Source organism: Paraburkholderia aromaticivorans, assembly GCF_002278075.1.
Lineage (GTDB): Bacteria > Pseudomonadota > Gammaproteobacteria > Burkholderiales > Burkholderiaceae > Paraburkholderia > Paraburkholderia aromaticivorans.
This window is the reverse complement of record NZ_CP022990.1, coordinates 2892854-2914734: the sequence shown is the minus strand read 5'-3', so window position 1 is coordinate 2914734 and position 21881 is coordinate 2892854. Positions and strand designations below refer to the sequence as shown.

22 protein-coding genes are annotated in these 21881 nt (G+C 65.3%); 9 read left to right on the top strand and 13 right to left on the bottom strand.

The window, feature by feature from the left end; translation table 11 throughout:
- Window positions 1-89 precede the first annotated feature (89 nt).
- From CJU94_RS32605 to CJU94_RS32590, 4 genes are all read left to right on the top strand, one after another.
- Window positions 90-770: an alpha/beta hydrolase gene (locus CJU94_RS32605; RefSeq protein ID WP_095422637.1), complete on the top strand. Its 681-nt coding sequence runs from the start codon at window positions 90-92 to the stop codon at window positions 768-770.
- Window positions 771-905: 135 nt separating this feature from the next.
- Window positions 906-1295: a DUF6232 family protein gene (locus tag CJU94_RS32600; protein ID WP_095422636.1), complete on the top strand. Its 390-nt coding sequence runs from the start codon at window positions 906-908 to the stop codon at window positions 1293-1295.
- Window positions 1296-1560: 265 nt separating this feature from the next.
- Window positions 1561-1914 carry a hypothetical protein gene (locus tag CJU94_RS32595; protein ID WP_095422635.1) on the top strand — a complete coding sequence of 118 codons (354 nt, stop codon included), beginning with the start codon at window positions 1561-1563 and terminating at the stop codon, window positions 1912-1914.
- 251 nt (window positions 1915-2165) lie between these two features.
- A complete protein-coding gene (locus tag CJU94_RS32590; RefSeq protein WP_095422634.1) occupies window positions 2166-3257 on the top strand; it encodes a hypothetical protein in 1092 nt (363 codons plus the stop codon).
- Between the two features lie 110 nt (window positions 3258-3367).
- Here CJU94_RS32590 and CJU94_RS32585 read toward each other — a convergent pair whose 3' ends face one another.
- On the bottom strand, window positions 3368-5821 hold the full coding sequence (locus CJU94_RS32585; RefSeq protein ID WP_095422633.1) for a glycogen/starch/alpha-glucan phosphorylase: 2454 nt from the start codon (window positions 5819-5821) through the stop codon (window positions 3368-3370).
- Window positions 5822-6086: 265 nt separating this feature from the next.
- Between CJU94_RS32585 and CJU94_RS41595 the strand changes: the two genes are divergently transcribed.
- Both CJU94_RS41595 and CJU94_RS32580 read left to right on the top strand, forming a co-directional pair.
- A complete protein-coding gene (locus tag CJU94_RS41595) occupies window positions 6087-6239 on the top strand; it encodes a hypothetical protein (protein WP_208645392.1) in 153 nt (50 codons plus the stop codon).
- Window positions 6240-6551: 312 nt separating this feature from the next.
- Window positions 6552-7919 carry an MFS transporter gene (locus tag CJU94_RS32580; protein ID WP_244221102.1) on the top strand — a complete coding sequence of 456 codons (1368 nt, stop codon included), beginning with the start codon at window positions 6552-6554 and terminating at the stop codon, window positions 7917-7919.
- A 217-nt stretch (window positions 7920-8136) separates the two neighbouring features.
- On the opposite strand, the gene ltaE is transcribed toward CJU94_RS32580, so the two are convergent.
- From ltaE to CJU94_RS32565, 3 genes are all read right to left on the bottom strand, one after another.
- Window positions 8137-9144: a low-specificity L-threonine aldolase gene (gene ltaE / locus CJU94_RS32575; protein WP_095422632.1), complete on the bottom strand. Its 1008-nt coding sequence runs from the start codon at window positions 9142-9144 to the stop codon at window positions 8137-8139.
- Window positions 9145-9292: 148 nt separating this feature from the next.
- The gene (locus CJU94_RS32570; RefSeq protein ID WP_095422631.1) at window positions 9293-10063 is read right to left on the bottom strand and encodes a peptidoglycan DD-metalloendopeptidase family protein; all 771 of its coding nucleotides are present in this window, start codon (window positions 10061-10063) and stop codon (window positions 9293-9295) included.
- Between the two features lie 169 nt (window positions 10064-10232).
- On the bottom strand, window positions 10233-10544 hold the full coding sequence (locus CJU94_RS32565) for a cupin domain-containing protein (protein ID WP_167397591.1): 312 nt from the start codon (window positions 10542-10544) through the stop codon (window positions 10233-10235).
- 251 nt (window positions 10545-10795) lie between these two features.
- Here CJU94_RS32565 and CJU94_RS32560 point away from each other — a divergent pair, with 251 nt between their 5' ends.
- Window positions 10796-11116, top strand: a complete 321-nt coding sequence (locus tag CJU94_RS32560) for a hypothetical protein (RefSeq protein WP_007176576.1) — start codon at window positions 10796-10798, stop codon at window positions 11114-11116.
- 173 nt (window positions 11117-11289) lie between these two features.
- Entirely contained in the window at window positions 11290-12048 is a 759-nt protein-coding gene (locus CJU94_RS32555; protein ID WP_095422630.1) for a DUF2968 domain-containing protein, read from the top strand.
- Window positions 12049-12195: 147 nt separating this feature from the next.
- Here CJU94_RS32555 and CJU94_RS32550 read toward each other — a convergent pair whose 3' ends face one another.
- The 7 genes from CJU94_RS32550 to CJU94_RS32520 all read right to left on the bottom strand — a co-directional run bounded on the left by CJU94_RS32550 (window position 12196) and on the right by CJU94_RS32520 (window position 17629).
- Entirely contained in the window at window positions 12196-12513 is a 318-nt protein-coding gene (locus CJU94_RS32550) for a DUF4148 domain-containing protein (protein WP_095422629.1), read from the bottom strand.
- A 265-nt stretch (window positions 12514-12778) separates the two neighbouring features.
- The gene (gene gndA / locus CJU94_RS32545; RefSeq protein ID WP_095422628.1) at window positions 12779-14188 is read right to left on the bottom strand and encodes an NADP-dependent phosphogluconate dehydrogenase; all 1410 of its coding nucleotides are present in this window, start codon (window positions 14186-14188) and stop codon (window positions 12779-12781) included.
- Window positions 14189-14333: 145 nt separating this feature from the next.
- Entirely contained in the window at window positions 14334-14966 is a 633-nt protein-coding gene (locus tag CJU94_RS32540; RefSeq protein ID WP_095422627.1) for a DUF938 domain-containing protein, read from the bottom strand.
- Between the two features lie 14 nt (window positions 14967-14980).
- Window positions 14981-15586: a pyridoxamine 5'-phosphate oxidase family protein gene (locus CJU94_RS32535; protein ID WP_095422898.1), complete on the bottom strand. Its 606-nt coding sequence runs from the start codon at window positions 15584-15586 to the stop codon at window positions 14981-14983.
- A gap of 43 nt (window positions 15587-15629) precedes the next feature.
- Window positions 15630-16499, bottom strand: a complete 870-nt coding sequence (locus tag CJU94_RS32530; protein WP_095422626.1) for an NAD-dependent protein deacetylase — start codon at window positions 16497-16499, stop codon at window positions 15630-15632.
- 51 nt (window positions 16500-16550) lie between these two features.
- Window positions 16551-16787 (bottom strand): oxidoreductase-like domain-containing protein, encoded by a 237-nt coding sequence (locus CJU94_RS32525; RefSeq protein ID WP_095422625.1) that lies wholly within the window; start codon window positions 16785-16787, stop codon window positions 16551-16553.
- A 77-nt stretch (window positions 16788-16864) separates the two neighbouring features.
- A complete protein-coding gene (locus CJU94_RS32520; protein WP_095422624.1) occupies window positions 16865-17629 on the bottom strand; it encodes an SDR family oxidoreductase in 765 nt (254 codons plus the stop codon).
- Window positions 17630-17978: 349 nt separating this feature from the next.
- Between CJU94_RS32520 and CJU94_RS32510 the strand changes: the two genes are divergently transcribed.
- Window positions 17979-18836, top strand: coding sequence for a polysaccharide deacetylase family protein (locus tag CJU94_RS32510; protein WP_095422623.1), 858 nt, complete (start codon window positions 17979-17981; stop codon window positions 18834-18836).
- Window positions 18837-18988: 152 nt separating this feature from the next.
- On the opposite strand, the gene CJU94_RS32505 is transcribed toward CJU94_RS32510, so the two are convergent.
- Both CJU94_RS32505 and CJU94_RS32500 read right to left on the bottom strand, forming a co-directional pair.
- Window positions 18989-20401, bottom strand: a complete 1413-nt coding sequence (locus CJU94_RS32505) for a DUF2252 domain-containing protein (RefSeq protein ID WP_095422622.1) — start codon at window positions 20399-20401, stop codon at window positions 18989-18991.
- An 89-nt stretch (window positions 20402-20490) separates the two neighbouring features.
- Entirely contained in the window at window positions 20491-21504 is a 1014-nt protein-coding gene (locus CJU94_RS32500) for a hypothetical protein (RefSeq protein WP_095422621.1), read from the bottom strand.
- Window positions 21505-21881: the final 377 nt, after the last annotated feature.

Sequence of the window (21881 nt, the reverse complement as noted above, 5' to 3'; positions counted from 1 at the left end):
CGCGGCTGATCTGGCTCGTACGCTATGCGGTATCGTGCTGGTTTCGATCCCGCTCATCCGACCATGCCGACGCCAGGGAGTAGTACGCCATGACCACCACGCCGCAGACCATCGAAATCGAAACCGCACCGAATCCTGAATTCGCCGTGATCCTGCTGCACGGTCTCGGCGCCGACGCCAACGACTTTGTGCCGCTGGTTCCGGAACTGCGCCTCGCCAACGGACCCGCCGTGCGTTTCGTGTTTCCCAACGCGCCCGAGATGGCCGTGACCGCGAACGGCGGTTACGTGATGCGCGCGTGGTACGACATCCGCTCATTCCAGTCGATCGACCGGCAGGTCGACGAGGCGGGCATCGAAGCGTCGTGCGCGACCGTGAGACAACTGATCGCCGGGCAGAACGCGCGCGGCATTCCGAGCTCGAAGATATTCCTTGCGGGGTTCTCGCAAGGCGGCGCGATGACGTACACAGCGGGGCTCACCCACGCGGCGACGCTTGGCGGGTTGGTCGTCATGTCCGGTTACCTGCCCTCGAGAGCTTTCGTCGAGCGCCGCCTCGCGCCCGCGAACCACGGCACGCCGATCTTTGCCGCGCACGGCGAGTACGACGAGGTCTTGCCGATCCAGCTCGGCGAGGCCGCGCGCGACTTCGCGCTCGCGCAGGGCAGCAAGGTCGAGTGGCATGCGTATGCGATGGAGCATTCCGTGTGTGGCGAAGAAGTCGCCGCGCTGCGTGGCTGGCTCGGCGCGCGTATCGCCGCACTGGCGTAAAGCGCCGGGCGCGGCGGATTCTTTCAGGATCTTGCGGCAGCACCGTCTGGCCTGACGGAGGTCAAGAATTCCGGCAACTTCAGGAATCTGAAGTCTGGTACGCTGCGCCCTTTGCTACCGCTTGAACTGGACTCGATGGAAACCCCTTTCAATGATCGTGGCGTGTCGGTCACGCGCAATGCGCTCTCGTCCGCCGGCCAGGTCTTTCCGCTGCGCGACATCGTGAGCGTGCAGGTCGTCACCGTGCAGAAGAACAAGGTCTTGCCAGTCGCGATTTCGCTCGTCGGTGTCGCCGGCGCGATTGCCGGCGCGATATTGCGCTCGCCGGTGGGCATGGTTTGCGGCACGATGCTGGCCGTGGTCGGCTGGCTCACCTGGGCGACCCAGGACGTTACCCATCGTCTGATGGTGCAAACCGCGAATGGCGAGCGCGAGGCGCTGATGAGCACCGATCGCGAATTCGTCGAACGCGTGGGCGCGGCCGTGAACGAGGCGAAGAGCGCGGCCGCGGCGCCGAAGGTCTGATCCCGCGCTCGGCCAGGGCGCTCGTGGCTCGTGGCTCGTGGCTCGTGGCTCGTGGCTCGTGGCTCGTGGCTCGTGGCTCGTGGCTCGTGGCTCGTGGCTCGTGGCTCGTGGCTCGTGGCTCGTGGCATAGGATGCGTCAAGTTGCCGCCCGGGCGTTAACACAAATTTGATTCGCCGCGCAGCAGCTTTTGCGCGTCCTTGAGGTGTGCATCGTTAGAGTGGTCTGGTGTCAACAACGCGCGCCGGCCGCCCGGTCGGCGCAATCATGATGCTCACTTCCGTCGCAACGTCCGATCTCCCCGTCACGCGCAACTCGCGCACGCCTCGTATGGCACGTATGGCACGCCGCACGCATGTCGTCGTGCCGCTCGTCATTATCGACGTCACCGTGCCCGGCACCTCGTCGGCCAACGGACGGCGCGCGCTGCACGCCGCGCTCGGCGAAGATCTGCGTCTCTATGTCGTCACCATCGATCAGCAACGCGAGCGCGTGACGTTTCGTGTGGAAGTGACTTCGCGCAGCCTCGACGACGTGATCGGCCTGCTGACCGCCGCGCTCGATCACGCTACGCTCGGCCGCGCACGGGCAACCGTGATCCGCCGTCCGCGCGAACATTGACGTCGATCGAGACTTGCACGCGCCGGCTGGCACGCGCATGCAAACCTTCACACATCTTTGCAATTGCACTCGAGCGGCCATGTAGAGTCGCCGCTCCTGTTATTGCGTGTTCCCTTCGGCAGGCCTGCGAGCGTCGCGGTTTCACGGTCCACGCCGGCGCAATCCCGTGAGATTGCGCCGGCGAACTATCCGCCTCGCGGCTCGCGATGCCTCGCCTTCACCAGGGACCGCCTTTTTGCAAAGCGTGATCTATGTTCCTGTCGTCTTCCGGCGCCGCGCGCCGGCATTTGCGTCTCAGCGGGCGCCGGTTCGGCGCGGCCGCACTCGTCGTCACTGGTGCGCTCGTTGCGCTAAGCGGCTGCGCCGTTACCTTCCCCACGCCCACGCCGCCCGCGCCGGCCGCCTCCCTGATCAACGGCGGCAATGACGGCCTGCTGATTCCGCTGCAAGTGGAGCGCGCCGACAAGGATCAGGCGCGCCTCGGACTGCCGATTCAACTCGACGGCAAGGCGGTCTATGTCGCACTCGACACGGGCACGCAAGGCGTGCGCGTGCTGAAGTCGGTCCTGCCAGGCAGCGGTTATCCGAACGCCGGGCCGGTCAGTTCGCTGCCGTTGACGAACGGCGCTCAAGTCTCCGGCGCGGCCGTGAAATTGCCGCTGAGCATTGCCGGGACGAAGCCGGCACAGATCGACGCGCAAGCCGTCGACGTGGTGAACTGCCAGTCCACCTCCCGCCGCTGCGTGGGCATGGACGGCTATACCGCTGAATTCGGCTGGGCCTTTTCGGGGCTTTTCGGCGTGGGCGCCGCGCAACCGGACGACACGTGCTGCACGCAACCGCTGCGTGCTTTGCCCGGCAACATCGGCCAGCGCTATCTGGTGCACGCGAACTTCGCGAAGCCCTTCCTGGTGCTGAGTCCGTCGAGCGCGCTCACGAAGGACTACGCGATGGTGCCGATGACCGTACTCGCGGACGGCACCGCGCAATGGCCGAGAGGTTGCGTCAACGTGGGTGACAAGATGACCTTTTGCGCGCCGCTGGTGTTCGCCACGGCCAGCAGTGACATGATCCGCATCGAAATGGACAAGGCGCCGAACTGGACTGGCGACGACGACATCGGCAAGGTGCTCAATCAGGGCAACTACAACGTGGCGGTTGGCTCGGGGAAATGGGTGCATCGCTATGAGGGCGCGCAGGTGACGATCGTGAAGGCCAGACCGGGCGCCGAGCGCATCGTGATCGGCCTGATGGGCATGCAGAATATCGACGTGCTGTTCGACTTCCCGCACGGCCAGTTGGGCCTGCGTGCCGCGCGCGAGGTTGAAAAACTCGCGCAATAGTCGCGGCGGCCGCGACCGCGACAACAGGCGAGAATGAAAACGGCCGCGCGACGCAATCGCGCGGCCCTTCCGCGTCCGTACTGCAACGAGGGCAATCCGTCCGCTATTTGCTATCCAATTTCCAGCGGACTCACATGCCAGATGTTGCGTGCATATTCGCCGATGGTGCGATCCGACGAAAACTGCCCCATGCCCGCCACGTTCTCGATCGCGCTTTCGGTCCATGCGCGCTTGTCGACGAAGCGCGCGTCCACCTCGTCCTGCGCCTTCGCAAACGCGGCGAAATCGGCCAGCACCATGTAGTGATCGCCCCAGTCGACCAGCGTGTGGAAAATATCCGAGAAGCGCAGCGGATCGTCCGGCGAGAAGAAGCCCGTGCGGATCTGGTCGAGCGCCATGCGCAGTTCGGGATTCTCTTCGTAGATCTGCCGTGGCCGGTAGCCGGTGGCGCGCAGGTTGTCCACCTCGTCGGCAGTATGGCCGAAGATGAAGATGTTCTCGCGTCCCACCGCGTCGCAGATCTCGATGTTCGCGCCGTCCATCGTGCCGATGGTCAACGCGCCATTGAGCGCGAGCTTCATGTTGCCGGTGCCCGATGCTTCCGTGCCGGCCATCGAAATCTGCTCCGACAGATCGGCCGCAGGAATGATCAGTTCTGCCACGCTGACGCCGTAGTTCGGCACGAACACCACTTTCAGCCGGTCGCCGATCAGCGGATCGTGATTGACCTTCTCACTGACGTCGCCGATCAGCTTGATGATCGTCTTGGCCATCCGGTACGCGGACGCGGCCTTGCCGGCGAACAGCACCACGCGAGGCACCCAGTCGCGTTCGGGATTCGCGCGAATCTGGTTATAGCGCACGATCACGTGCAGCACATTGAGCAGTTGCCGCTTGTACTCGTGAATACGCTTGACCTGCAGATCGAAGAGCGCATCCGGATCGAAACGCAGCTTGGTGTGATGCGCAAGGCGGTGCACGAGCCGCAGTTTGTTCTGCCGCTTCGCTTCGCGAAAGGCTTCGACAAAGCCGCTGTCGTTACGCAGGTTGCGCAGCTGCTCCAGTTCGAACAGATTGGTGCGCCAGTGCTTGCCGATCTGCTGGTCGATCAGCGACGACAGCGACGGGCTCGCCTGGGCGAGCCAGCGGCGCGGCGTGATGCCGTTGGTCACATTGGTGAAGCGGTCCGGATAGATGCGCGCGAAGTCGGCGAAGATGTCGCGGGTCATCAATTGCGAATGCAGCTTCGACACGCCGTTCACCTTCTGGCTCGCGACGATCGCCAGATACGCCATCCGCACGCGCCGCTGCCCATATTCGTCGACGAGCGAAATGCGGCGAATCATCTCGCCGTCATGACCCGAGTGCTCGCTGACGTGCTTGAGGAACTGCGCGTTGATCTCGAAGATGATCTCGAGGTGCCGCGGCAACAGGCGCGAAAGCATCTCGACATCCCACGTTTCGAGCGCTTCGGGCATCAACGTGTGGTTCGTGTACGAGAAGATCTGCGTGACATGCTTCCACGCCTTGTCCCAATGCAGATGGTGGACGTCCACCAGCAAACGCATCAGTTCGGGAATGGCCAGCACGGGGTGCGTATCGTTCAGATGCACCGCCACCTTTTCGGAGAAGCGCCCGAACGTGCTGTGCGTGCGCTGATAGCGGCGAATCAGATCCTGCATGGTCGCCGAAACGAAGAAGTACTCCTGACGCAGACGCAGCTCGCGGCCGGCCGGTGTCGAGTCGTCGGGGTACAGCAGGCGCGAGACGTTCTCCGACATGTTCTTCGTGTCGACCGCGTTGCGGTAGTCGCCGCGATTGAACGCGCCCAGATCGAGTTCTTCGGTCGCGCGCGCCGACCACAGGCGCAGGGTGTTGGTCGCGTCCGTGTCGTAACCGGGAATGACGGTGTCGTAAGCGGTGGCGTTCACGTGCTCCGTGTCGATCCATTCGACCTGTTCGCCACGCTGCACCGTGCGACCGCCGAAATGAACCATGTACGTGACTTCCGGCCGCGGAAACTCCCACGGATTGCCCGCGCGCAACCAGTAGTCCGGCGCTTCGACCTGCTCGCCGTTGACGATCTCCTGACGGAACATGCCGTATTCATAACGGATGCCATAGCCGAACCCGGGAATGCCGAGCGTCGCCATCGAATCCAGAAAGCAGGCCGCGAGCCGGCCAAGGCCGCCGTTGCCGAGCGCGGCGTCCGGCTCGATATCGGTCAAGGCGTCCATATCGACGCCCAGACTCGCCAGCGCTTCCTTCATCTGGTCGTGGATGCCCAGCGCCAGCAAGGCGTTCGTAAAGGTCCGGCCGATCAGGAATTCCATCGACAGGTAGTAGACGCGTTTGACGTCCTGTTCGTATTGCAGGCGCGTGGTCTTCATCCAGCGCGCGACCAGCCGGTCGCGCACGGCGAGTGCCGCGGCGTGCAGCCAGTCGTGCGGATGCGCGGTGACGGCGTCCTTGCCGACGCCATACATCATGCGGTTGGAAATTGAGCGCCGTAGCGCGTCGACGGTACTGTTGAGCTGGTCGAATTCCAGATCGACGGCTGTCATCGAAGCCTCCGGGGAAAGTGCGACGCGGCATACGCGAACCGCACAGATGACGGACGGGAGGCGCGTGCCGGTCAGGCGGGTTAAGAAACAGAGTAGGACATTTTACGGCCACCGGGCACCGGCGAGCGCGAGCGCTTGCCCACGCACATGCCATGCCCGCCGACACACGGCGGCGCGCCGTTTTTCCGCACACGGCAGGTGCAAGCCGCACGCGCATGGCACTGCGCGCGTGCATCGGCTGCGCAAAACAGGCAAACGATTGCGAATGCCCGATGTCGACTGCGTGAAACGCACTGCCATTATTTTTTTCGCCAGTGACGCGCGGATGAATAAGCCGACGGATTCGGTCCGTGGTCAAATCGAAGCGCCTCGTCTGCAGGCGATTATGCCGTCATGCCAAGTCATGGCGATGGCATAGGCCAATTCGCAGAGGCGACGCGGGCTGGGCCGTTAGTTGCATTAGCCATTGCGAAACCAATGTTTTCCCCGCGAGCGTCGCCAGCACGATTTCCGCGTCTCTGTAACAATCGCTACATTCGCCCGCGCACCCCTCCTGAACGGCTTCAGACGCTGGATTCAGGCCGTGCGCGCCAGCGCCACGCAACCCCTGCCGCTCGCGCGCCGCGCTCCTCGCCTCGTGCGGCGCATCGGCATGCCTAACCCGACGAGCCACGCCTTGTCCGACAAACCCAGCGCGACCGCCGCCCACCCCTTCCCCGCGGACGCCCCGATGTCCGCCGCCAACCGCCGCGCGATGGCCGCGATCATGCTCGCCGTCGCGCTCGCCACGCTCGATACCGCCATCGCCAATACCGCGTTGCCCGCGATTGCCGCTGACCTGCATGCGGCGCCCGCGGCGTCGGTGTGGATCATCAACGCGTATCAGCTCGCGATGGTCGCGACCCTGTTGCCGCTCGCCGCACTCGGCGATATCGTCGGGCACCGGCGGATCTATATCAGCGGCATCGCGCTTTTCACGCTGGCGTCGCTGGCATGCTCGATGGCGCCGACGCTGCCGCTGCTGGCCGCCGCGCGCGTCCTGCAGGGCCTTGGCGCGAGCGCGATCATGAGCGTGAATACCGCGCTGATCCGCCATCTGTATCCGCCGCACCGGCTCGGACGCGGTCTCGGCACCAACGCGCTGATCGTCGGCGTGTCGTTCGCAGTCGGGCCGACGGTGGCGTCGCTGATTCTGTCCGTCGCCGCATGGCCGTGGCTGTTCGCGGTCAACGTGCCGCTCGGCCTGCTGGCATTGGGCTTCGCCTGGCCGGCGTTGCCCCACACCGGACGCGGCAAGCACAACTTCGATCCGATTGCGGCGCTGCTGAACGTCATCACCTTCGCCGCGCTGATCTTCGCGCTCGGCGAGGCGGCCCAGCGTGCCTCGACGCAACTGGTGCTGGGCGCGGCCGCGATCGCGGTGGTGTTCGGGCTGCTGCTGATTCGCCGCGAAGCCGGCCACCCCGCGCCGATGCTCCCTGTCGATCTGTTCAAGCGACCGGTGTTCGCGCTGTCGGCGGTAACGGCGGTTTGCTCGTTCGCCGCACAGGGACTGGCATTCGTCTCGCTGCCGTTCTACTTTGAGGACGTGCTGCATCGCAGTCAGGTCGAAACCGGCTTTCTGATGACGCCGTGGCCGGTGGTGGTGGCGCTCGCCGCGCCGCTGGCGGGCAATCTGTCCGACCGCTATCCGCCGGGGTTGCTCGGCGCGATCGGTCTCGCGGTGATGTCGGCGGGGATGGCGTCGCTCGCGCTGCTGCCGGTTCATCCGCACGTTCTCGATATCGGCATTCGCATGGCGATCTGCGGCGCGGGCTTCGGCTTCTTCCAGTCGCCGAATCTGAAAGCCTTGATGGCGAGCGCGCCGCCCGAGCGCAGCGGGGGCGCCAGCGGCATCGTCGCGACCGCGCGGCTGCTTGGCCAGACCACCGGCGCGGCGCTCGTCGCGTTGAGCTTCGGAATTGCCGGCCGGCATGGGCCGACGCTGGCGCTTGGCACCGGTGCTTTCTTCGCCGGCGCGGCGAGCCTTGCGAGCGGATTGCGCTTGCTGGCGCCGTCGCATCGGTCGGGCGTGCATGCGAAAGCGGCGATGAAATGAAAGAAGCGGACGCGCTGGGGTGACAGTGCGTCCGCTTTGCTTTTGCAGCTTTGCTTTTGTCGCTTTGCTCCGCTCGCTTGCTCGTTGCGTTACCGCTTTCTTCACGGCGTTGCTTCTCTGCGCTGGATCACCGCTTTCCCGGCGGCCCCGCATGACTACGCTGCGTTGCGGCCTCCGGACGCGACATCATCGAACCGCGCGCGACCTCGCCAACCACTCACCGCGCCGCGAAATACGCCTTCACCGCGGCGATAAACGTATCGATATCCGCCCGCGACACATCCTTATGCGTCACGAATCGCGACGCATACAGCATCTGCGTGAGAATCCCGCGCTCCTTCAGCCACGCTTCGAGCGGCGCGCAGTGCTGCTGCGGAAATTGCGCGAACACCATGTTGGTGGCGACCGACTGCACCTTTACGTGCTCGATGCCCTCGAGGCCCGCTGCCAGATGCGCGGCGTGCGCGTGGTCGTCGGCGAGACGCTCGACGTTGTGATCCAGCGCGTAGAGGCAAGCCGCCGCCAGAATGCCGGCCTGACGCATGCCGCCGCCCAGCACCTTGCGCCAGCGGTGCGCCACGTCGATCAGCGCCTGGCTGCCGACCAGCACGGAGCCGACCGGCGCGCCCAGTCCCTTCGAAAAACAGATCGAGATCGAATCGAACGGCTCGCACAATGCCGCGACCGGCTTGCCCGAAGCGACGGCCGCGTTGTAGACGCGCGCGCCGTCGAGGTGAACGGACAACCCGCGCTGGCGCGCCAGCTGCACCGCCTCGGCGACATAAGCGGCCGGCAGCACCTTGCCGCCGATCGTGTTTTCCAGCGCCAGCAGCCGCGTGCGCGCGAAATGATTGTCGATGGGCTTGATCGCGGCGGCGATCCTGTCGAGCGGGATGGAGCCGTCCGCGGCATTGTCGAGCGGCTGCGGCTGGATGCTGCCGAGCACCGCCGCGCCGCCGCCCTCGTACTTGTAGGTGTGAGCCAACTGGCCGACGATGTATTCGTCGCCGCGCGCGCAGTGCGCCATCAACGCGGCCAGATTGCTTTGCGTCCCGCTCGGGAAGAACAGCCCCGCCTCCTTGCCCGACCGTTCGGCGACCGCGGCCTGCAGACGCAGCACGGTGGGGTCGTCGCCCCAGACGTCATCGCCCACTTCGGCGGCCGACATGGCCGCGAGCATCGCCGGGCTCGGACGGGTTACGGTATCGCTGCGCAAATCGATCATGGTGTGTCCCTGTGCGTCTAAGAATGACAACCCGCGTCGGACGGCCGTCGCGCCGCTGCGTCGGTATCGACGCGCGACCCGCGCCGCGGGCAATTAGCCACACAGTATATTCAATTAACGCAACGCTGAAATCGCGCGATAAAAAGCGTCAGCCGCCCGGCTTCGGCAGCCACGCGAGCGGGTCGACCGGCTGGCCGTTCTGACGCACCTCGAACTGGATCGACGCCACACCGCGGCTGTCCACCCCGACTTCGCCGATGGTCTGCCCCTGCGCGACCGCGTCGCCCTCCTTGACCAGCAGCGTGCTGTTCTGCCCGTAGGCGGTGATCAACGAGTCGTCGTGTTTGATGATGATGAGCGGGCCGTACGCCTCGATACCCGAGCCCGCATAGACCACGCGGCCGGTGGCGGCGGCCTTGACCGGATCGCCCGGGCGTCCGCCGATCACGATGCCGTTCGACCTGCCCGGCGCGAAGGCTTTCAGCACCGGCCCACGCAGCGGCCATTGCAACACGCCTTGCTGCGGAGCGGCGGAAGCCGTGGGCGCACCCGGCGCCGTGGCGGGACCAGTCGGCGCGACCGCGACCGGCGGCGTCACCACACTGCCCGAGGCCATCGGCGGAGACACCCGCAGCACTTGCCCCGGGGTGACCGCCGCGTTGGCCGCGAGGCCGTTCCACGCCGCGATTTCCTGAGGTTTGTGTCCGTAAGCCGACGCAATCCCGGCGATCGTGTCACCCGGATTGACCCGGTAAAAACCGGCAGGAACAGGAACCGTGCTGAGGGTAGTCGGCCGGGACGGCGTGCTGCTGTAAAACGGCGTGCTTTCCCAAGGCATCGTCGTGCAGCCGCTGAACATCACGCCGAGCGCGGCCGCTGTCAGCCACCGAGTCCCCGCCAATTGCCATGGTCTTCTCATGTGATTTTCCTCGACGTTTTTATCAATCAATCGGATTCAATCGATGGCCAAGCATTTGCCGTGCCGCACGTCGCGCAAGCGTGGTAACACGGCGATCCCACGCTTATCCATTATGCCGCCGCACGCGACGACCACCGCGCCCGCGCGGCACAGCGCTTTCCGCCAACCTTCAGACGCTGCCCTCCGACTCGACCACCAGAATGCGCGCCGCGCCGAGCGGATGCGCCACATGCTCGGTGCCGAGCGCGGCGTAGAACACGTCGCCCGTTTCCAGCACGGCGGACTGCTCGACACCGTTCTCCCGATAGCGCATCTCGACGCGGCCATCGAGCACTGCGAACACTTCCTCGCCGTCGTTGACATGCCACTTATAGGGCTGATCGGTCCAATGCAGGCGCGTCGTAATGCCGCCCATGTTGGCGATATCGAGCGCGCCCCAGGCGCGCGTCGCGGTGAAATCCTTGCTGCGAATGATCTTCATGGTCACCAGCCGGTTGAGAAGGGACAACGCCGCCAGTCACGGCCCGTGGGCCATGGCGGGCCGCCATGAAATGGCGCGCGCCGCGCGCTGGCAGGCCTCATTATAGGCGTGGCGGCCGGCCTGTTCGCCGCCCCCGGGCAGTACGAACCGATTCGTGTGATTATTGAATCATTCGAGCCCTGGCCTATACTCAGTCTTGCTGTCGCGGCGCACCGCAAGCAAAAACGTCTGAATCTGCTAGGGAGTTGAGGATGAACAAAGCCACTTTTCTGGCCGTGCAACTCAACGTCGACGATATTGCGGCGTCGCCGGGTCTGGTCGAACTTTTGAACACCCACCTGGTATTCGCCGCCGACGTGGCCGAAGCCGCCGACGCGCTGGTGCAACTGGCGAGCATTGCGGGATTGTCGAGCGGCGTGGAAGCGAGCGTCGAGATTCCCGCCGTGGCGATCGAGCGCCTGCGCGAGGCGCTCGACAATCTGAGCGGCTACGACGAATCCTGGCTGCTGGCCCTCGAACCCAGCCGCGCGTTGTTCGATGAAATAGGCCGCCGGCATCGCCCGCTGCATTAGACACATCGGGCGTTCGCGCCCAGCTACCCCGCATTGCCGCGCACCCCGGCGCCCGTTCACCGGCGCCGGTTAGTCCGCCACGCTTCGCTCACCGCTCGGCCTGCCAGACTAACCGGCATGCATCACTGTCGGCGCCGTTTGCAGCTTTCGGGCGACTCAACCGGAGGACCGCCGTGAAAAGTCTCCTGAACCGCCGCAGCGTGCTGGCGGGCCCCTCGCATCTGGTGCACGACACGCGAACCAGCGCCCGCGGACCTGCATCGCCCGACGACAAGCAAGAGGCCGCGCTCGCCGCGGCAGCCGACGCCGCTGGCGCGGACGCCGCGGCGCCATCCTCGCCGCCGAGGCCGGCCCGGCCAGTGACGGCCTTGCGGCCGGTGCCCGTGGTGCCGTCGCAGGTCAGCGTGCGCGGTGTGCAGATCGCCGACACCGCCGAAGTCGACTGGCTCGCCGACGAAGAAGCGCTGACGCCGTTTCGCGTCTTCCGCAGCTTCGCCTATTCGGTCAGCCTGCTGTTTCACGCGAAGGAACTGGCGTACTACGTCGCCCTGTATCAGGACGGCTCGCTGTGGCGCGCGCTGAAAGCCGCCGATCTCGAAGCCGCCGAAGCCGCCTTTCATCATTTCGAGGAACAGGCGACGCGCCTTTCGGACGGCGAGACACGCCGCGCCCAACTGGAGGCGCAGAACGAACAGCTGGCGCGCATGATCGCGCGCTCCGAGGCGCAGGCGGAGCGGCTGCGCAGCGAACTGCAAAGGCGCGGCGCGCAGGAGCAGGCGGTGACGAACCGGCAACATCAGGTGCGCAAGGACGTTTCGCAACTGGAAGCGCAACGGGTGGCCGCGCAGGCGCATCTGAACAAAACGCATCGGCAGATTCACCAGCTCAATCTCACCAGCAACGAGGCGATTCCGCATCTACCGACTCGCTGAACACCCGCATTGAAGGCCGTGCGCCGTCACCCGCACTAGATCCCCGTGCGGCACCGTAAACGACAAACGCCGCCCGGCAATCCGGACGGCGTTTCCATTTGCGCGCCGCCTGTCAGCAAGGCGGCTTATCCATCAACTTCGTGTGAATCAGTTGCCAAAGTAGACCGAGTTACGGTCGTTGCTGCTCAGCGGACGGCCAGCTTGCGAGCTGCCGGCGATCGGTGCGCCGTAGCCGCTGTTCACGGCTTGAACGGTGCCGTTTTGAGCATCGACGCGAGCCTGGGCGGCCTGCAGATTGGACGGGTAATCGGTGTGATCGCCCACCGGGTTGTAGCCGGCCTTTTCCAGTTGAACCAGTTCAGCGCGGACTTGAGCGCGCGTCACCGGCTGGTTCGATTGAGCAAACGAAGCGACAGGAGCGACCAGAGCGGCGGCAACGACAACTGCAGAGATAAGGGACTTCATGATGTAAACCTCCAGAACTTGTTTTAATGCGCTTGGGACTTGGTGTCCCGCAGCGGTTAAGTAGAAGTTTAGGAGTGTCGACACCTAGGGGAAACCCCTAAAACGACGAAACTCTATTTCAAAATTAGCAATAGTAGACGGCGTATCGCCCGGCCGCCGCGCCTCCTCGGCAGCCTTCGGCAATAATTCTCTGTCTCGAATTTAAAGCGCTCTGGCGGCCCGGCGCGCCTTGCCACAAGGACGCGCCGGGCCGCCATTCAAACGCTCAGCTCCAGTTCGCGTGGAAGCTGCCCGGCTTGTCGACGCGTTCGAAAGTATGCGCGCCGAAGAAGTCGCGCTGCGCCTGCACCAGATTCGCCGGCAGGCGTTCCGAACGATAGGCGTCGAAATACGCGATTGCCGACGCGAACGCGGGCACCGGCACGCCCGCGTTGATCGCCGCGATCACGACTTCGCGCAACGCCGCCTGGTAATTCTTCGCGATGTCGCGGAAATACGGATCGAGCAGCAGATTGGCGATCGCTTTGTCCTTCGTATAAGCGTCCGTGATCTTCTGCAGGAAGCGCGCGCGGATGATGCAGCCGGCGCGGAAGATCTTCGCGATCGTGCCGAAATCCAGATCCCACTTGTACTCTTGCGACGCGGCGCGCAGTTGCGCGAAGCCTTGCGCGTACGAAATCACCTTGCTGAAATACAGCGCGCGGCGCACCGACTCGACGAAGGCGTCGCGCTCCGCACCGAGCGGCTTGGCCGCCGGCCCTTCGAGCACCTTGCTCGCGGCCACCCGCTGGTCTTTCAGCGACGACAGCACGCGCGCGAACACGGCTTCGGTAATCAGTGGCAGCGGCGCGCCGAGGTCGAGAGCGTTCTGGCTGGTCCACTTGCCGGTGCCCTTCTGCGCGGCGCGATCGAGGATCACGTCGACCAGATCCTTGCCGGTCTCTTCGTCTTTCTTGCTGAAAATCTTCGAGGTGATTTCGATCAGATAGCTGTCGAGTTCGCCCTGATTCCACTCGGTGTAGACCTTGCCGAGTTCTTCGTTCGAGAGCCCGACGACCTGCTTGAGCACCGCGTAGCTCTCCGCGATCAGCTGCATGTCGCCGTATTCGATGCCGTTGTGCACCATCTTCACGAAGTGGCCCGCGCCGTCCGGTCCCATGTACGCGACGCACGGCTCGCCGTCCGGCGCCTTGGCGGCGATTTCGGTGAGGATCGGGGCCACGAGATCATAGGCGTCGCGCTGGCCGCCCGGCATGATCGACGGACCTTTCAACGCGCCCTCTTCGCCACCCGAGACGCCCGTGCCGATGAAATGCAGGCCGGACTTAGCGAGATCCTGGTTGCGCCGGATGGTGTCGGTGAAATGCGTGTTGCCGCCGTCGATCAGAATGTCGCCTTTGTCCAGCAGCGGTTTGAGCTGGTTGATGGTCGCATCCGTGCCTTCGCCCGCCTTGACCATCAGCAGAATGCGGCGCGGCTTTTCCAGCGACTCCACGAATTCTTCCAGCGTGAAGGCCGGCACCAGTTTTCTGTCCGGATATTCGGCGACGAGTTCGTCGGTTTTCTCGCGGCTACGGTTGTACACCGACACCGCGTGGCCGCGGCTCTCGATGTTGAGCGCCAGATTGCGGCCCATGACCGCCAGCCCCACCACGCCGATTGCCTGTTTGCCCATGTGAATTCTCCAGAGTCCAAAAATGTCGTGACGCCGCGCCGGAAGGAACGTCGGCGGGACGTCGAGGGTGAAAGAATAAAAGAAATGCCGGCTTGCCGCTCGCCGGCAGACAGCGGGCGGCGCCGTTCATTGCGTCGGACGACTGTCAGACCTGCGCCGCAGCCGTGCGTTTCCTGAACACCAGACTGAAATTGTTGGCCGGCATGGCGACCGGCTCGTCGCACGCCAGCCCGACCGACGCGCCCAACGCCACCACGGTCTCCATGTCGCGCACGCCCCACGCCGGGTCGCGGCCGCGCAACCGCTGATCGAACGCATCGTTGCTCGGCGAAGTATGCGCGCCGCCGCGTTTGTAAGGACCGTAGAGATAGAGCACACCGCCATCGGCGAGACGGCGGCTCGCACCGGCGAACAGCGCCTGCGTCGCGCTCCACGGCGAGATGTGAATCATGTTGATGCACACCACGGCGTCGAGCGCATCCACGCCCCAGTCCGGCTGATGCACGTCGAGCGCGAGCGGCGCGCGCACGTTCGCGAGCCCTTCGTGCGCGATCCACGCGGCGATCGACTCGCGCGCGGCGGCATCGGCATCGCTCGGCTGCCAGTCGAGTCCCGGCATCGCGCGCGCAAAGCAGACAGCGTGCTGGCCCGTGCCGCTCGCAATCTCGAGCACGCGGCCGGTGGCCGGCAACGCTTCACGCAACACGGCAAGAATCGGTTCACGGTTGCGTTCCGCGGATGGCGAACGTTGCCGCAACGCCGGTTGAGAATCTGTCATGGTCAGCTTGGATTTCAGTACAGGGCCGTGCGCACGCGCTCGGCGAGCTCGCGGTCGTAAGTGGCGGCATCGAACTGCGTGCCGTTGATTCGCCGGTGAATCTCGCCCGCGCTCGGCAGACGGGACCGCTCGACGTAATGCGCCGGATCCCACAGCTTCGAGCGCACCAGCGCTTTCGAGCAATGAAAGTAGACGCTGTCGACGTCGATCAGCAGCACGGTGCGCGGCAGTTTACCTTCGACGGCGAAACTGTCCAGCCATTGCGGTTCGTCGGTAATGCGGCCGCGCCCGTTCACGCGCAAGGTTTCGCCCACGCCGGGGATGATGAAGAGCAGCGCCAGCCGCGGCTCGGCGATGATGTTGCGCAGACTGTCGAGGCGGTTGTTGCCGATCCGGTCCGGCAACGCGAGCGTGCGTTCGTCGACGATTCGCACGAAACCCGGCGCGTCGCCGCGCGGCGAACAGTCGAGGCCTGCCGGGCCGGCGGTGGCGAGCACGGCGAACGGCGCGACTTCGATGAACGCGCGATAGTCCTCGTTGATGTGGGAAATCTCTTTGCGCACGGCGCGCTCGTGCGGCTGACCGTAGAGGGCTTCGAGCTGTGCGATCGTCGTCACCATGGGCATTCCCTTTCGAGGTGCGTTGCTTGCCGGAGCCGCCCGTTCAACCCGGCGCCAGCCGGCCGGCCAGCGCCGTCAGCGTAGCGGCGCACGGCGCCGCGATCTTCAGCGACAGCAGCGGATCCGCGCGCGTGCGCCCGCGGTTGATCGCCACCACCGGCTTGCGCTGCTTGTGCGCCCACACGCAAAAGCGGTAGCCGGAATAGACCATCAGCGACGAGCCGACCACCAGCACCGCGTCAGCCGCGTCGAGCGCGTGCGAGGCCGCCTCCACGCGCTCCTTCGGCACGCTTTCGCCGAAGAACACCACGGCGGGCTTGAGCAAGCCGCCGCAGTTCGGGCACGCCGGAATGCGGAACCCGCCAAGGTCGTGCCACTCGAGATGCGCGTCGCCATCCGCGGCGGTTTCGGCCGTCACGCTCAGGAGCGCGGGATTGTCCGCTTCGAGGGTCTGCTGGATGGAGGCGCGCGCGTGCTGCGTGCCGCAGTCCAGACACGTCACGCCGTCGATGCCGCCATGCAGTTCGATCACCTCGCGGCTGCCCGCCCGCTGATGCAGGCCATCGACGTTCTGCGTCACCAGCGTCGGCACGTGGCCGGCCGCTTCGAGCCGGGCGAGCGCGGTATGCGCGGCGTTGGGCTCGGCGTGCGCGACCACCGGCCAGCCGACCATGCTGCGCGCCCAGTAGCGCTGCCGCATGGCGGGCGTGCCGAGAAACTCCTGCAGCGTGATGGGCGGCGAGCGTTTCCATTCGCCATTGTCGTCGCGATAGCCCGGAATGCCGGAGTCGGTGCTGATGCCCGCGCCGGTCAGCACGAACAGCCGCGGATAACGCTGCACGAAGCGATGCAGGTCGTCGAGCGTGTGCGATTCATTGAGCGGTTCGAGAGGCGCGGACTGAAGATCGGTCATGACGGGACAGGTTAAAGGGCTGCGGCCTCGAGGCGAAACCTCGAACGCCGTTCAACGGCGCGTGCGCGGCTTGCTGCGCCGCGCCGCCGTCATGTGCTGCGCTTGCCGCTGCGGCTGCCGCGCCTGCCACTCGGCGAGCGCGGTTCGATACCGCTCGAGCGCTTCGTCGTAGCGATCGAACACACACGGATTGCAGCCGCTATGACAACAATCGTCGAGATCGGGCGGCACGGGCGGCACCGGCTGCGGGTCGTCCTCCCGGTCGTCCTCAGGCGTGTCTCGGGGCACGGCGAAGCGCTTCCATCAAGGCGGAAAGCGCCCAGTATAAGTTGATCCCGCGCGGCTTGCTGTGCGCGCTCCGTCCATCAACCCCGGCCGACGAACGGCATCTTGCTCGCCATGATCGTCATGAACTGCACGTTCGCCGCGAGCGGCAGTTCGGCCATGTGCAGCACGGCGTCGGCCACATGCTGAACGTCCATCAGCGGCTCGACCGCGATCTCGCCGTTGGCCTGCGGCACGCCACGCGCCATGCGTTCGGCCATCTCGGTCGCCGCATTGCCGATGTCGATCTGCCCGCACACGATGTCGTATTTGCGGCCGTCGAGCGACACGGCTTTCGTGAGGCCGGTAATGGCGTGCTTGGTCGCCGTGTAGGCAATGCTGTGCGGCCGCGGCGCATGCGCCGAGATCGAGCCGTTGTTGATGATGCGCCCGCCACGCGGGCTCTGCGTTTTCATCAGACCGAAGGCCGCGCGCGTGCACAGGAACACGCCGGTGAGATTGGTGTCGACCACCGAGCGCCATTCGTCGATCGCGAGTTCATCGATCTCGACGGGCGGACCGTTACGGCCGGCGTTGTTGAACAGCACGTCGAGCCGGCCGCGCCGTGCGCGGATCGTGTCGAACAAGGCGGCGACGCTGTCGGCGTCCGTGACGTCGCACGCCACGGCGAGGGCGTCGCCGCCGAGCTGCTGCGCCTGCTGCACGAGCGCGTCGAGCGGCGCCTGCCGACGGCCTGCCAGCACGACGCTATAGCCGTGCTCGATCATCTTGAGCGCGCACGCGCGGCCGATCCCGCTGCCCGCGCCCGTCACCAGCGCGACCTTCTTGATTCCCGTTCCCGTCACTGCACGTCTCCTCGTTGCGCAGACGATGCAAACTGGCTGCACGCATCCGCCTCCCTGGCTTTAGCACCATACAACAGCGGATCGTCCATCACAAATGCCACAGTGCGGCCGGTCCTCACATCGAGCAACGTTTCCGCGTGGTCTTTCGCGCTGATCGGGCGCCTGTTCAAGCGCCTTCCGTGACTCATCTGCCGCACGAGGCGTGGTTCGGAAGCGCCCGCAGTCGTCATCACCGTCTTGCCGGCGGGCGCGTCGAGGCGCGCAACAATGGTATCGTTTGCCGTTGCGCGTCACGCGCGCGATTCAAGGCCTTCCCAGGACGGAGGAAGGAAGACAGGAAGCACGTTTTATGAAAGAACTCCCCACGCCGCCGCACGGCACCCGGCACGCACCGCCGCCACGCTGGCCGCGCACCGGCTATCCCGCGATGCTCACGGCCACCGCCGCATGGCACGTATTCGTGCTGGCCGGATGGCTGCTCGCGCCCGCCGCGTGGCCCTGGTGGCTTGCCGCGATCTTTGCGAATCACGCCATTTTCACGGTGGCCGGCCTGCTGCCGCGCACCTCGCTGCTCGGCCCCAACTGGACACGCCTGCCCGCCGCCACGCGCAATGCCGACGCGATCGCGCTGACCATCGACGACGGTCCGGATCCGGTCGTCACGCCGCAAGTGCTCGATCTGCTCGACGCCTTCGGCGTGCGCGCCACCTTTTTCTGCATCGGCGCAAAGGCCCAGCGTTACCCGGCGCTCACGCGCGAGATCGTCGCGCGCGGCCATGCGCTCGAAAACCACTCGCAGGTGCACGTGCACACGTTTTCCGTGACGTTTCCGGGCGCGCTCACGCGCGAGATCGGCGCCGCGCAACGCACGCTCGAGGCACTGAGCGGCGAGCGGCCGATGTTTTTCCGCGCCCCGGCCGGCTTGCGCAACATCTTTCTCGAACCGGTCCTGCGCAAGCTCGACCTGCGCCTTGCGGCGTGGACGCGGCGCGGCTACGACACGCGCGAGCGCGATCCTCATGTGGTCACGCGGCGCCTGCTCGACGGTCTCGCGCCGCGCGACATTCTCCTGCTGCACGACGGCAACGCGGCCCTCACGGCCGAGGGCACGCCGCAGATCCTCGCCGTCCTGCCGCAGGTGATCGGCGCGGCCCGGCAGCGCGGTCTGCGATTCGTGACGTTGCGCGAGGCGCGCGCGGACGACTGACGCATAACCACGCACGAACACGCACGACCACATACAAGCAGGCGTAAGCAGGCACGTGCATGAGCCACCCCGCGCATGCACAGCGCACACGCGGCCTCCGCTCGCCACGCTCGCCGCACGGCGCGCACGCCGCGCGAAGTTGGACGCGCCGGCTACACGCGGAAATCCGCCGCCATATCTTCGTCCGTGCGCGCTTCCAGTTCGCCGCCGCGGCATGCCTTCAGGAACACGTCGTAGTCGCGTTCCACCTGGTCCGCGTAAGTCGTCGCATAGCCGGTGAGCGCTTCCGCGAACTGGTCGCCGCGGCCGATATACGCGCTCACTTCGATTGCCTGCCCGCTTGCCTTGGCATGCGCGCGCGCCATGATCCAGCCGCACAGGCGCGCGTAGCCGTCCAGCAGGTCGTTATCGAACAACTCGATCTCCGCCGACAACTTCATGTCGCGTAACTGGCGAAAGTAGAAATGCCGCCCGAGCGGCCCCGTCGCCCAGCCGAGGAAGATATCGCTCGCGGCCTGCAGCATGCGTTGCCCTTGCACGACGCGTTGGCCCTCGTGCTTGACGGCCGGCGCCTTGTAGAACTGCGCGATCACCGACGGCCGCGCCTCCTTGATTTGCAGAAACAGCGGCTTGGCCCTGTGATCGACCATCAGCATCACGAGGCAGCGCGTGCCGACGCTGCCGACGCCCACCACCTTGAACACGAGATCCTGCGCGGTGAAATGGTCGAGCAGTTCGCGCCGGTCATGCGAGAGCGTCTTCATGTACTCGCCCCACATGCGTTCGACCATCTTGCGCCAGTTCGCGCCTCTGAACGCTTCGGTCTCTTCCGGAGTGAACAGCGTGTTGGCGCCGAGTACGTGGAACAGCGTCGGTGGCGTATCGCGGATCGTCCAGCGCTCGCCGTCATGCTCCGCCATTTTCTCGAGCAGATTTTCGTGCGTCCGGCTCGCCGCCTTTTCCATGCCTCGCCGCACCGTGCGGCGGCGTTCGGGTGTCAACGCGGTTTCCGCCATCAGCTCGAAGGTAATGCGGTCGTACCAGAGTTCGAGTGCGCCGCATTGCGCGTACTGTGCCATGCGGTCGCGATATTCGTTGACCGCCGTCATCACCAGGCTTTCCGCCGTGCCCCGGCTCAGACGCATGTGACGCGCGGCGACGACGAGGCTCGCACTCAGACGTTTCAGGTCCCACTCGAACGGTCCGACCGACACCTCGTCGAAGTCGTTCAGGTCGAAGATGAGTTGCCGCTCGGGCGTGGCGAAGCCGCCGAAATTCATCAGGTGGCCGTCGCCGCAGATCGGCATGGTCAGGCCCGTGTCGCTCACCTTGCTGAGATCGTGCGCCTGCAGGATCGCGGTGCCGCGAAAAAACGTGAACGGCGAGGCGGCCATGCGTCCGTAGCGCAGCGGCACGAGGTTGTGCACCCGGCCCTCGCTGCTTTGCTTGAGCAATTCGATCGGATTGCGATGCAGGTCGCCTACCGCTTTGTGACTCGAACGTTTCGAGTGCTCACGGGCGGCGCGGCCCCGGGCCTCCCGTTCGGCGATGGTGCTGGCTTTCATGCTGTTCTCCGTTTTTGCGAGTCTTGACTAGCGGTTCGAGAGACTGCTTCTGCTGGCACGACAAACCTTGACGCCTTGCGGGCGAGCCTTTACCAACGATAGCCCACACCACCGAAAATCACATCCGAATCGCGATCATAACGGGTCACGATGCGGTTCCATTCGAGCCGCGCGTCCCAATGGTCGCTCAGGCGATACGAGCCCGCAATCGTGACGAGACCGGAGAACTTGCCGGCGCCCGGCCCGGGCGTCGCGCTGTTTTCGTTCTCGTTGATCGCATAGTAGGCGCCCAGGCCGAGCGCCAGCGTGACCTTGTCGTTGAGAAACGCGCGGGTGGCCCACAACTGGCTGGTGAAACCGTCGCGGCGCGCCACCTTGCTGCTGCCTTCGTGAAGATAGCCGACCGTCACGTCGAGATACTTCGCGAGGCCGCGGCGATACTCGATCGCGCCGCCAAACGCGCTCGGCGAACTGGTCGAATTGACGATGGTCTTGCCGAGATACACCGCCACTTCGTTGTTGGTGACCTTGTGCGTGCTGCCGCTCGCCCAGTCGCGCGGACCGGGAGTGTCCGGGGCGTCGAGCTGATAGCCGACGCCGAACATCACGCTGGTCGCATCCGGCCCGCGCTGAACGTGCACACGATTCAACTGGAGCTGCGTGATCCACCGGCTCGACGCGTAATAGGCGGCGCGCACGCTGTACACCACGCCCCAGCCGTGGGTGTCGGAATAGCTGCCGCCCTCCTGGGCGGTGGTGGTGTCGAAATAGCGGTACGGGCCGACGCCCGCCTGCAACACGAATTGCGGGCTGCCCACCGGAATGCGCGCCCACAACTGGATCATCTGACCGTCGCGATGGTGATTGGGAATATGCCCTTCGTTGAGCCACGTGAAGCTGCCGGCGAAGTATTGGCCCAAGCCTTCCTGATAGTTGAAGGCCCACGTGTAGGTGTTGGTGCTGCCCGCGCGCGAGCCGCCGCCGAACAGCGAAAACTCCTGAGCGTGACCGAGCGTCGAGATGAAGAGCAGGCTCACGCCTGTCATGCAGGTCGCCGCCTTGGGAATCAGCCGACTTCGAACAGTGGATCTCAGGTTTCGCATGCGGCACTCCTTCCCGGTTGAGTCGTTAGCACTGCCGGTTTTGGTAGTCGACGGGCCGCGACACGACAGGGCGCCCCCCGGGAACGACCGTCTGTGTCAATCGACCGACATGCTACCAGAGCGATCGGTAAAAAGTTACCTGTCGCGTGGCCTTAGCGGCGTATTGACTCATTACCCGGCGGGGCCGGGCAAACACGAATTGCCACGCCAACAATCGCAAAATGCGGACAGATTTACCGACGCCAATCAAAGAACTAACCAATTGGTGAATTTATTTCGCGTTCGAGACGGACAGGCACTTCAGCATCCGCGCATGCAGCCGTTTACCGATACATACGGAAGATGTGTGCCCCACCCAGAGCAACCCCTGAAATACG